The organism is Rhodococcus sp. DMU2021, from assembly GCF_019641445.1.
GTDB classification, from domain to species: domain Bacteria; phylum Actinomycetota; class Actinomycetes; order Mycobacteriales; family Mycobacteriaceae; genus Rhodococcus; species Rhodococcus pyridinivorans.
Genome location: NZ_JAIFKB010000111.1, coordinates 1 through 546, shown reverse-complemented (window position 1 = coordinate 546; position 546 = coordinate 1). Strand labels below are relative to the sequence as shown.

At 63.2% G+C, this 546-nt stretch carries 1 protein-coding gene; it reads right to left on the bottom strand.

Translation table 11 applies throughout. From position 1 onward, the window contains the following. Nucleotides 1-528, bottom strand: a 528-nt coding sequence (locus K3M35_RS25890; protein ID WP_220667301.1) for a LysR family transcriptional regulator, incomplete at its 3' end; no start/stop codon positions are given. Between the last annotated feature and the right edge of the window lie 18 nt (nt 529-546).

The following is a 546-nucleotide window of genomic DNA, read 5'->3' as shown; positions in this document are numbered from 1 at the left end:
CGCAGTGGCGATGGCACGAGGATGTTGTACCGGTAAGGCGACCAAGAGTGGTTCATGACGGAGCAGCTCGACGATGATGCCGGGACTTTTCACCGGAGGGCGCAGCAGGCCGACGGACAAGGTGCCGTCGAGCAGCGCATCGACCTGAGCTGGAGTGAGCATTTCGCTGCGCAGGGTGAGTTCGACGAGGGGATTGCGCTCACGGTAGGCCCGCACCAGATTGGGCATCAGATCGTAGGTGGCCGATCCGGTGAATCCCAATGACAGTGCGCCCATTTCCCCGCGATCGGCTTTTCGTGCGGATTCCATGGCGTCTTCGGCGTCGTCGAGCAGCGCAACGCACCGGTCGTAGAACACCCGGCCCGCTGCGGTGAGCGTGATCGAGCGGGTGGTGCGTTCGAGCAACTGCACGCCGAGTTCGCGTTCGAGTGCACGGATCTGCTGGGACAGCGGCGACTGAGCCATGGACAACCGTTCGGCGGCCCGAGTGAAGTTACCCTCCTCGACGACCGCGCTGAAGTACCTCATGTGGCGCATCTCCATACC